Here is an 11,630-nt window from a genome sequence, read left to right on the forward strand (position 1 = left end):
CGTCCCAAATTGTCCAAAACTAAGCCTCTATTTTGCCAAACATAAGCATTCTGTGGGGTCTAACACCTTTGCTTGATCTAAAGCGACTAAGGCGTCTTCGTATCGCTTGAGAGAAATTAAGCTCAATCCTTTATTCAACCAAGCAGGAGCAAATCGGGGATTTAATTGCGTCGCTTTATTGAGAGCATTGAAAGCTTCCTCATGTCTTTTCAGGACTTGTTCTAAGATCGTTCCTTGGGTGTACCAAACGTGATAGTCTTGGGGGCGAATTTCAGCAGCTTCTTTTAAAGTAGAAAGTGCCTCTTCCGGTTTTTGTAGCACTACTAACGTATTGGCTTTCCCTAACAGTGCTTCATAAAAGTCTTCATCGACAGCAAGCGCTTGTTCGTAAGAGTCGAGGGCTTCTTGTTGTCTATTGAGCTGTTGCAGAACCAATCCGCGATCACTCCAAAGGATGGGATCATTTTCTCGATTCTTTAAAGTACTGTCATAAACATTAAGTGCTTCTCTATATAGTTCTGTCGCTTCTTCTGGACGATTTAGAGCTTTCAAAGCAATCGCTTGTTTAAGCCAAATGTCGGGTTCATTAGGTTTGATTCTTTTTGCCTCATCAAAAGCCGACAAAGACTTTTCGTATTCTTTTAAACCAAGATAAGCCACACCTTGACCGCTAAAAGCTTCGGCATTTTGAGACTCAATTGCTAGGACTTGTTGATGAAATTCTAAAGCCTTTTCATAGTCCCCCCGTTCGTAATAGGCTTTCCCTAAATTATTAAGCGTTTTTAGATCATTGGGTTGAATACTAAGCGCTTTTTCATAAGAACTGATTGCTCCAAACGTTCGACCTAAAGTCAACAAAGCATCTCCTTGACCTTTCCAACCTCTAAAACTATTATTTTGGAAAGAAGTAACTTTATAAAACTGATCCAAAGCATCTGAAGCCTTTTTTTCTTCTAACAGTCTATTTCCTTGATAAAAATAATAGGCTGGTCTAATCCAAGGAGAAATTAATTCACTAATAATAATAATAATTAATCCGAGCACTGATAAAGGAATGATTAATAATTTGACTTTTGGCTTTGTAGAGGCTGAAAGTATGGTTGTATTAACCTTAGCCTCATTATTATTGAGATGATTGTAATTGCGCTGACTATGTTGTTGATCTCGAGGTATATTTTTTTCTTCTCCATTGCTATTAGATCCATTAGAAAGCGGTATGGTCGAGGCATAATTAATATTATGACTAGATTGATCATAAAAAGGAGACGCTAGAGGTTCTGTTGGTTGGGCTGGTTGTCGATCTGCATTAGACAACCAAAGATCGGTTGTCTGTGGTGGGTTTTGGTGAGGAGTTGCCTTGGAAATTACTGTTGATTGGGGTTCTTTTTTTCTTAAATCGATAGCTCTCAAAACCTCAGATGCCGATTGATAGCGTTCTTGAGGATTCTTCTTAACCATTTTGTTAAGAATATTCAATAAAGGCCGATCTACATTATCAAAGGCATGATCAAAAATAAGATTATCATTATTGTCTCTTTCAATTTCGATGGGATTGAGCTTCGTTAATAACTGCAGTGCCGTCATTCCCAAGGCATAAATATCACTATTCAATAGCGGTTGTCCTCTCTTTTGTTCTAGCGGCGCGTATTCAGCCGTAGCAATTTGGGTAGCAATTGGCGGATTTAAAGCGCGATTTTCTTGTGGGGAACTAGGGATATTTTGAGAATAATCGAGTTGTTTAACCGCTCCAAAATCAATCACAACGATTTTGGCGTTGCGATCGCGCTTAATTAAGTTAGAAGGTTTGATGTCCCGATGGATAATATTGCTTTTGTGTAGCTTTTCGAGAACTGATAAAACATCCCAAAGAAATCGCGATAAACTTTCCGAATCCCAATTTTCTCCAATGAGCTGATCGAGCGTTTTTCCTTCTATATATTCTTGAGCAATGTAGTAGTTCCCTTCTTCTTCAAAGTATTCGATAAATTCAGGAATTTGATCGGCTTGTTTGAGCTCTTTTAAAGTTTCTGCTTCTCTTTGAAATAATCGTTTTGCTGTAGAAATATCGGCGTTATCAGGATTGAGCCGTTTGATGATACATAAGGAGTTAACATTATTTTCGTCTTGAGCTAGATAAGTAAAGCCAAACCCTCCTTGACGAACTTCTTGAATAATTGTATAGCGATTTTTTAGCTTTTTATTAATCATAAATTTGTCACTCCGATACTTTTATCAAACCTCTTTGTTAATTTTTATAAAAGCCATAGAGTATAGGTTATGTTAATAGCCTTAGATGCTGATTGGATACTTAATCAAACCGCTCAATCGAAAGAATAAATAAAAAGTTATAAACCCTAATATTGTATCGTTTATCCCTTGTCCGAAAGTGATCTTGCGCATATTTTTATAAATGTTAATTTTTGATCTGCGCTACTTAAGTATGGTAACATCAAGGTCTACTTAAATAGATCCTAAATAGGTTGGGTTGTGAGGACAAAGATAAAAAATAGTTGGTATGTTTTCAGAAAAATTTTTATATTTTTTGTATCATAAGATACTTTTTATTTTGTTGTTAGGTTTTGGGTTATCTCTAGGAAATGGAAAAAGGGAGAGTCTAGCTGCAGAACTTTCTCAAACCCTCTTCTCCGTTAATAAAATTGAACAATTTGAAGATTTAGAAACTTTGGAGCAGCAGGAATTTGATCTTGAACCGAAGATTTTGTCTCAGCTACCCAATCCCATCACGCCTCGACCAGAAGAAGAAGACATTCCCGAACCCGAACCGCCACCAGAAACGCCGTTGGATGTTACTCCGCCACCGGGAGTTGAAACTGAACCATTTGATAACATTCCTGGGACGGTAACGGTCAGTCAATTTGAGTTTCAGGGGAATACCGCTTTTAGTGATGAAGAGTTACAAGCGGCGGTTGCTGAGTTTATCGGAAAGCCGATTACCTTTAGCCAACTGCTACAAGTAGAAGAAATTATTCGTAACAAGTACACCGCAGGCTGTCGAGAAACGGAGGAAGAACTGCCCTGTTACATCAACTCGGGAGCAGTCATTGAAGCCAATCAAACGATCGAGCCGGAAAATGCCACCATTACCGTCAATGTGCTGGAAGGGGAACTGGAAAGGATCGAAATTACAGGCACAAGAGGTTTAAATGAAAGCTATATTCGCAGCCGTTTGCAAAGGGGAATTTCTAAGCCTTTAGAAAGGAATCAACTGATAGAAAATCTGCAACTGTTACAGTTAGACCCCTTGATTGCTAGTATTTCGGCGGAATTGTCTGCTGGATCTCGTCCGAATAAAAGCTTTTTAGAGATTGAGGTGATCGAAGCCGATTCTTTCTTTGTGGAACTCATTACCGATAACGAACGTAATCCCTCAGTGGGAAGTTGGCGTCGGGGCTTCAGAATCAACGAAAACAATCTCTTGGGTTTTGGCGATCGCGTCTTTTTAGAATACATTAACACCGATGGGAGTAATGATCTCGATCTGGGTTATTCTGCCCCGCTTAACGCGAGTAACACCACGGTTAATCTTGCCGGAGGAATTACAGACACAACAGTGGTCGAAGAGCCTTTTGACCGCATCGATATTACCGGAGATTCTTTTAATGTTGACCTTGGGGTACGTCAGCCAATTTTGCGCACCCCCACTAAAGAATTGGCGTTGGGCATCAACGCGACCCTTCAGGAGAGCAACACTGCCATAGAGGGTAAAGATGTTCGTCTTTCTCCTGGTGCAGATGAAAATGGGCAAACGCGCATCTTCGCTTTGAGGTTTACGCAAGAATATACCAACCGCACTCTACAACAGGTGTTGGCGTTAAGGTCTCAATTTAATTTGGGTATCGATGTGTTTGATGCCACGAATAACGACGACCCCGAACCAGACAGTCAGTTTTTTGCTTGGCGCTTACAGGGACAGTATGTCAGGCGACTGGCGAGAGATACGTTAGTGGTTTTACGTTCGGATCTTCAGCTTGCCAACACGGCTTTAGTTCCGCTCGAACAGTTTAGCGTTGGGGGAGTACAGAGCGTTAGAGGGTTTCGTCAGGATGCTTTATTAACTGATAATGGCTTTTTGGCATCTGCGGAAGTGCGCTTACCGCTGCTGCGAGTAGAAGAAGTACAGGGGGTTTTACAAGTTGCGCCTTTTGTCGATCTCGGTGTGGGTTGGAATAATGACACCGAAAACAATCCCAATCCCGAACAACAGACTTTGGTGGGTTTGGGAGTGGGTTTGCAATGGCAAATGAATAATTTAACCGCTCGTATCGATTATGGTATTCCGCTAACAGAGGACATAAATGACGGTGACACGTTACAGGAGGAGGGGATCTATTTTTCCGTAACTGCTAGTCCGTTTTAACCAACCCTTATAATTGGCGCGCTCAATTCTCATTCTCCAAACCTCTCTTTACTACTCATTCCTACTTCATTTTGATTTAAATCATGTCACCCCCTACTGCTAAAACCTTAATCTTTTCCGCTTTACCTTTATTTCTCTTGCCTTTGCCTGCTCAGGCTCAAACGCCAGTCGAAGCAGATGGAACGACCTCAACCACTGTCACTACAACGACGACAGGTGTTCAAATTGATAACGGAAATCGTGCGGGCGGAAATTTATTTCATAGTTTCCAAAAGTTTTCTGTACCGACCAACACAGAGGCTTATTTTAATAATGCCAATGATGTGGCGAATATTTTTTCTCGGGTTACCGGAAGTGAGATTTCCAATATTGACGGTTTGATTCGCGCGAATGGGACGGCTAATTTATTTTTAATGAATCCCAATGGGATTATTTTTGGGGAAAATGCCAGTTTAGATATTGGCGGTTCCTTTTTTGCGACGACTGCAGACAGTATTTTGTTTGAGGACAATGTTGCCTTTAGTGCCAGCGACCCGACAACTCCTTTGTTAACTAGCAGTATTCCGATTGGAGCTAATTTTCGCGATAATCCTGGGGATATTGTTAATCAATCTGTAGCACCCAATCCCAATGGTGAAGTGAATATAACGGGTGGGGCAACCGGATTACAAGTATCTACAGGCAACAATTTAGCATTAGTTGGTGGCAATATCGCCTTAAATGATGGCAATCTAACTTCAAAAGGAGGACGAATTGTAATTGGTAGCATTACGGAAGCTGGTGAAGTGACTCTAAAGTCAATCGAGGATAATTGGCATTTAGATTATGGATTAATTAATTCTTTTGGTGAGATTCGTCTAGAAAATACAGCCGTAGTTGATGTTGCTGGTGCCAATCAAGGAAGCATCGATTTTCAGGGCGAAAATATAGTTTTAGAACAAAGCAGAATATCTGCGGGAATAGGAAATGAATTAAGCTCTGCTGAGAGCCAAGCTGGAGATATTACCCTCAATGCAACAGGATTAGTGAACATCACCAATGGCAGTGTTATTAGCAATCAGGTAAATACAGGCGCAAAAGGGAACGCCGGCAATATTGAAATATCAGCTCAGTTACTTTCTTTAACTAATGGCGCTCAACTTGTGAGTAATACCAGAGGATTAGGTAATGCTGGTGATATTAATATCAACGTAGAAGATGACGTCAATTTAGTAAATTCCATTGTTCTTTCTGAAGTTACTGAAAGGACGGGTCGAGGTAAAGCGGGTGATATCAGCATCAAAACAGGGTCCTTACTACTTCAAGATGGCTCTGCTTTACTGGCTGATACAGAAAATTTTGGAGATGCCGGAAATATTATTATTGAAGCTCGCAATGCTGTAACTCTTCAAGGAATAGGTCCTGGAGCTAATAACCCGAACACAATTGTTCCTAGCCAAATTACTGCCACAGTTGAGTCTGAAGCAATAGGAGAAGGAGGAAACATTAATCTTTCCACCGGATCGCTTGTGGTCACTGATGGAGGGTTTATTCGCACCAGCAGCTTCGGCAAGGGAGATGCAGGAAAATTAGATATTGATACAGGGCGTTTGCTTGTTTCTGAAGGAGCTTTTATTTCGACAGCAACTGGTCCTGATAGTTTAGGTCAAGGAGGTAATTTAACGGTCAATGCTACTGAATTGATTGAATTAACTGGTACTTCAGCTAACGAACAGTCTTCTAGTCGTTTGTCTTCTACGGCTTTAGGTACTGACAACGGAGGAGATTTGAAAATTGCTACTCCCCAATTGATTGTTGAAGATGGAGCTGCTGTAACAACCAATACATTTAGTCAAGGTCGAGCTGGCAATTTAACCATCAATGCCACAGATTTCATAAAGCTAAATGGTACTTCAGTCAATGGTCAGTTATTTACCCGCTTGACTAGTGAAACATTCGGTTCTGGAAATGCAGGAAAATTAGATATTGATACTGGGCGTTTACTCGTTTCTGAAGGAGCTTTTATTTCGACAGCAGCTCGTCTCAATAGTTCAGGTCAAGGAGGTAATTTAACGGTCAATGCTACTGAATTGATGGAATTAACTGGCACTTCAGTTAATGAACAGTCTTCCAGTGTTTTAAGTTCTGCCACTTCTGGTACTGGAGATGCAGGAGAGTTGACGATTACTACACCTCAATTGAGCATCAAAAACGGAGCTGCTATAGCAACCAGTACGTTTAATCAAGGTCGAGCTGGTGATTTAACCATCAATGCCCCCAAGTTCATCGAACTCAGTGGTTCTTCAACCAATGGTCAATTATTTACCCGCTTGACTAGTGAAACATTCGGTTCTGGAAATGCAGGAAAATTAGATATTGATACTGGGCGTTTGCTTGTTTCTGATGGTGGACTAATTAGCTCTAGTACTTTTGGACAAGGTAATGCTGGTAGTATCAATATTTCCGTTGTCGATTCAGTTTCAATGATTAGTGGTGAAGATAATAGCTTTATCCGAAGCAACGTCGAAACTTCGGGTGAGGGAGACAGTGGTGGCATTAGCCTAACTGCAAAAACTTTAACTGTTGAAGATGGAGCACAGATCCAATCTCTCGTTAGAGGAAAAGGTAATTCAGGAAAAATAATTATTAATGCCAACTCAGTAGAATTTTCTGGTAGAGATCTTGATGATTCTCCTAGTGGAGCTTTTAGTTCAGTAAGCTCTGGTGGTGAGGGGAATGCAGGAGGGATCGATATTACTGCTAATATGCTGTTGATGAGCGGTCGGGCTCAATTATTGACTAATACTGAAGGCATGGGAGATGCAGGAAATGTTAATTTGCAAATAGCAAATGAAACGAATCTGCTTAATTCTTCTATCCTTTCGGAAGTAAGTGCTGCCACAGACACTACTGCTGGGGGAGTTGGCGAAGGTGGAGAGATAAATATTACCACAGATTCTTTGTTACTTAAAGACGGTTCTGCACTACTGGCTGATACAGAAAATCGCGGAAATGCGGGCGATATAACGATTGAGGTTCGCGATCGTGTCATTTTAGAAGGAAAAGGGATTTCAGCTTTTCCTAATTCCAACGATATTGTTCCCAGTCAAATTTCTACTACAGTAGAATCCCAAGCTATAGGAGATGGAGGAGATATAACTATCTCGTCATCATCTTTAACACTAAGAAATCAGGCATTTGTTTCAGCTACTGCTTTTGGACAAGGTAATGCTGATGGTGCATCCGTTTCAGAAAGTAGTCCGCCGGGACAAGCAGGCAATATAAATATAACAGTTGATTCTCTATCTCAAAACCAAGGGGATATTACTGCTGAAACTGGACGAAGCAGAGATATTGGCGCCAACATTAATTTAGAAATCTCTGAACTCTGGCGTATTGAAAACGAAAGCTTAGTTTCTGCCACGGCCTTGGGCGATGCGGATGGGGGTAATATCAACATCAACCAAAGCCTAACTGATACCGATTTTATTCTTGTCGCTTTTCCCCCTACTGGTCCTAATGGCAGCGACATTATTGCCAATGCCGAACAAGGAACCGGAGGCAGAATCGAACTGAGTGCTGCTGGCGTGTTTGGGATTGAATTTCGAGAGGAACTAACCCGTTTCAATGATTTCACAGTCAGTTCCGAATTTGGACAACAGGGTGAAACCATTATTAATCGGACGGTTGATGATCCCACGGGTGGCTTAATCGAACTCCCTCAAGCCGTTGGCGACCCGTCCGACCAAATTTCGCAAAATCCCTGCGAACAAGGGGTAGGAAGTGAATTTGTCGTTACCGGTAAGGGTGGTTTTCCCGCGAATCCTCAGAATAACTTTAGTAGCGACCCCGTGCGTGTTGGTTTGGTTGACCCGGTTCTCACGGAAAACCAAGCCATCAGCGTCGAGGAAAATCAGACTTCTCTAACTGAAGAACAAGACGTTGTCCCCGCCCAGGGATGGGTCTTTAACGACGAAGGTCAAGTGGTGCTAACCGCTTACGACCCCACCCAAGAAGGAGTACAGCGCAATAAAGATCCCCTAACAGGCTGTCCCGTCGTACCTTAAACCCAAGTATCAAAGGGATAATCGAGCGAGTCCCCAAAGTTGGGGAATTTAGGGGGCGAGATTACACCAAAACTTAGTTTTTTACATTACTGATTTCCCATGCTAACCACATATATTCAAAAAGCAATGCACAGAGCAAATTACGAACTTCTAGAAGATGGCTCATTCTATGGAGAAATAGCAGAACTTCCAGGGGTTTATGCCAATGCCGAAACCCTGGAAACTTGTCGCGAACTTTTACAAGAAGTTTTGGAAGGCTGGTTAATTCTTGGATTGCGATTACAACACCAATTACCTGTAATAGAAGGGATCGATCCAATATTACTAGAGAAGAATGGGAGAATCTTTACCTATTAACTAAAAACTCACTTTAAAAACGATGAAACTAAACTTTGATCGACTCATCAAACAAATTTGGCAACCAAAACTCAAACGTTCCCTTTGGTTACTCTCGCTGTTGTTTATTCTCTCCGCTACCATTCCCCCCGTAGTGGCTAAAACAACCAAACCAATTCCCATAGTCCAAATGGACAGCACGCCCCAACAGCTTGTCCAACAAGCCCAAACCGCTTATCAACAACAAGACTTTACAACAGCCAGCGACCTCTGGCAACAGGCGGCATCGGCTTTTGAAGCCAATCAAGATCCCTTGAATCAAGCCATGGCGTTAAGTAATTTATCTCTAACCCAACAAAAATTAGGGGAATGGGAACAAGCGAGGGAAACCATCCAACAGAGTTTAGATTTATTAGCCACCCTTGCTTCCAACGAGTCCCAACAACAGATTTTAGCCCAAAGTTTAGCCATTCAAGGACAATTACAGCAAGATACAGGTCACCCGGCCGATGCTTTGGAGAGTTGGCAACAAGCGACCGCCATTTATCAACAATTAAACCAGACCGATGCAGCCCAGCAAAGCCAGATTAATCAGGCGCAAGCCTTAGAAGATCTAGGATTGTATCCCCGCGCTTGCGATACGTTACTGGCTGTCTTAGAACCTGAGTTACAGGTAACAAGTTGTTCCGCTTTCAATCGCTTAACCACCGAAGAGTTAACTGCTAAATTAGACAAGATTACCGAGCAAGATCCCCAAACAACGACTTTTCTCGCTTTAAGAAGCCTGGGCAATTTGTTAATTGAAATGGGTCAAGTTCCCCAAGCGGAATTAGCTCTCAATACCAGCCTCACCATCGCCAAAACCCTCAACGATAACCAGGAATTAGCCACTACCTATCTCGACTTCAGCAATCTCAAGCAAGCGTTATTTGCCACGGAAAAAGTCCGCCGCCGCCGGAACGAATATCGCGATGAAGCGCTATCTTCGCTCGATCGCGCGACCGAACTCGCCACTTCTCCTCTGACCCAACAACAAGCCCAACTCAATAAACTGGGCTTTTTACTCCAGCTAGAAAACTGGTCGCAAGCCAATACCCTAGCGAGCTCTTTAATCCCAGCAGTTAACCAATTACCCGCCAGTCCTAACAAAATCGACGCCCAAATTAATTTGGCTCATCACTTAATTGACATCTTAGAGCAAGCGCCTGCCCAAGACAGTTCCTTGCCCTCGGCAACTGCCATTGATCGTCTCTTAGCAGATGCTGCCCGACAAGCGGGTCATTTAGACCATCCTCGCTTACAAGCTTATGCATTCGGCAATCGCGGTCATTTAGGGGAAATTCAAGCTAATTTATCCCCAGCCGCAGCTTATACCCAACAAGCGATTAACCTAGTTTCTAATTTTGACGCCCCCGATGTTTCCTATCAATACTTCTGGCAGTTAGGCAGAATTGAAAACAACCGAGGACGAGTGGAGCCAGCCATTGCTGCCTATACTAAAGCCTATGACGCCCTTCAGTATCTCCGCAGCGATCTCACCGCTATCAACCCCGAACTGCAATTATCTTTTCGCGATCGCGTTGAACCGGTTTATCGTCAGTTCGTCGAATTAAACATCAAATATGCTTCTTTCTTGGATCGCGAAGGACAAGAGGAAGAAAAAAATAACCAACTGATTCAGGCACGAAACGTGATCGAGTCTTTGCAAATCGCTCAATTAAACAATTTCTTCCGCGAAGCCTGTATCGAAGGCACTCCTCAAGTCATAGACAACATTGACCCCAACGCAGCGGTTATTTATCCGATTATTCTTTCAGAGCGACTAGAAATTCTGCTTAGCCTACCCGATCAAAGCCCTGAGCTTTACAGCACTTCCATTACCGCCTCAGAAATCAGCTCGACGGTGGAACAAATCAGGGCGGCGCTCCTTTCTCCCAATACCGTTACTGAAGCGGCCTTGCCTCTCTATCAACAAGCCTATGACTGGTTGATCCGACCCTTAGAACAGCAATTAACGGAGGCTCAGATTCAAACAATTGCCTTTGTTCTCGACGGAGATTTACGGAACATCCCCATGTCTGTCCTTCACGATGGGGAACAATATCTGATCGAAAAATACGCCTTAGCTTTAACCCCAGGTTTACAACTACTTGACCCCAAACCCATTACCGCTCTTAACCTAGAAGCGATTACTGCCGGATTGAGCGAAATCCCCGAAGCATTTCAACCGCAGTTTCCCCCTTTACCGGGAGTCGCAGGAGAATTAGCCCAAATTCAAAAAATGGGTTTAACCGAAGCCTCTCTCCTCAACGAGGAATTTACGCAACAAGCCTTGAAAAGGGAAATTACAACATCCGGTTCGCCGATCATTCACTTAGCCACTCACGCCACATTTAGCTCCGACCCCGAAGATACGTTTATTCTCGCTTGGGACGAACCCATTAACATTTCCGAGCTAGATGACCTGTTACGAGATGACACCTTTAACCGTCCAGAAGCGATTGAATTACTGGTTCTCAGTGCGTGCGAAACTGCTAGTGGCGATGCCAATGCCACACTTGGACTAGCAGGGGTAGCTGTGCAGTCTGGCGCCCGCAGTACCGTCGCCACTTTATGGTCAGTCGTTGATGATAGTACCGCACAAATGATGAACGAGTTTTATACGCAACTCCAGCAATCGGGAGTGACTGAAGCCAACAAAGCAGAAGCGTTGCGCCAAGCCCAACTCACCTTACTCAATAGTAAAACCTTCAACAAAAGATCCGTGGGACTCCCCCACCTCGGAACAGGTGGGGGAGGAAAGCGGGTGAGTCGATACCGCTCGATGCGGTTGAGACTCACATTTTCTTAGGCTACACATAAGCCATTCG

At 42.8% G+C, this 11,630-nt stretch carries 5 protein-coding genes; 4 read left to right on the forward strand and 1 reads right to left on the reverse strand.

Features of this window, described 5'->3' with window-relative positions:
* Positions 1–27: 27 nt before the first annotated feature.
* Positions 28–2,208 carry a tetratricopeptide repeat protein gene (locus GVY04_12690; GenBank protein NBD16957.1) on the reverse strand — a complete coding sequence of 727 codons (2,181 nt, stop codon included), beginning with the start codon at positions 2,206–2,208 and terminating at the stop codon, positions 28–30.
* Between the two features lie 307 nt (positions 2,209–2,515).
* On the opposite strand from GVY04_12690, the gene GVY04_12695 reads away from it, so the two are divergent.
* From GVY04_12695 to GVY04_12710, 4 genes are all read left to right on the forward strand, one after another.
* Entirely contained in the window at positions 2,516–4,378 is a 1,863-nt protein-coding gene (locus tag GVY04_12695; protein NBD16958.1) for a BamA/TamA family outer membrane protein, read from the forward strand.
* Between the two features lie 83 nt (positions 4,379–4,461).
* On the forward strand, positions 4,462–8,424 hold the full coding sequence (locus tag GVY04_12700; protein NBD16959.1) for a filamentous hemagglutinin N-terminal domain-containing protein: 3,963 nt from the start codon (positions 4,462–4,464) through the stop codon (positions 8,422–8,424).
* A 99-nt stretch (positions 8,425–8,523) separates the two neighbouring features.
* Positions 8,524–8,781, forward strand: a complete 258-nt coding sequence (locus GVY04_12705; GenBank protein ID NBD16960.1) for a type II toxin-antitoxin system HicB family antitoxin — start codon at positions 8,524–8,526, stop codon at positions 8,779–8,781.
* A 22-nt stretch (positions 8,782–8,803) separates the two neighbouring features.
* Positions 8,804–11,611: a CHAT domain-containing protein gene (locus GVY04_12710; GenBank protein NBD16961.1), complete on the forward strand. Its 2,808-nt coding sequence runs from the start codon at positions 8,804–8,806 to the stop codon at positions 11,609–11,611.
* Positions 11,612–11,630: the final 19 nt, after the last annotated feature.

The organism is Cyanobacteria bacterium GSL.Bin1 (genome assembly GCA_009909085.1).
Classification (GTDB): domain Bacteria; phylum Cyanobacteriota; class Cyanobacteriia; order Cyanobacteriales; family Rubidibacteraceae; genus Halothece.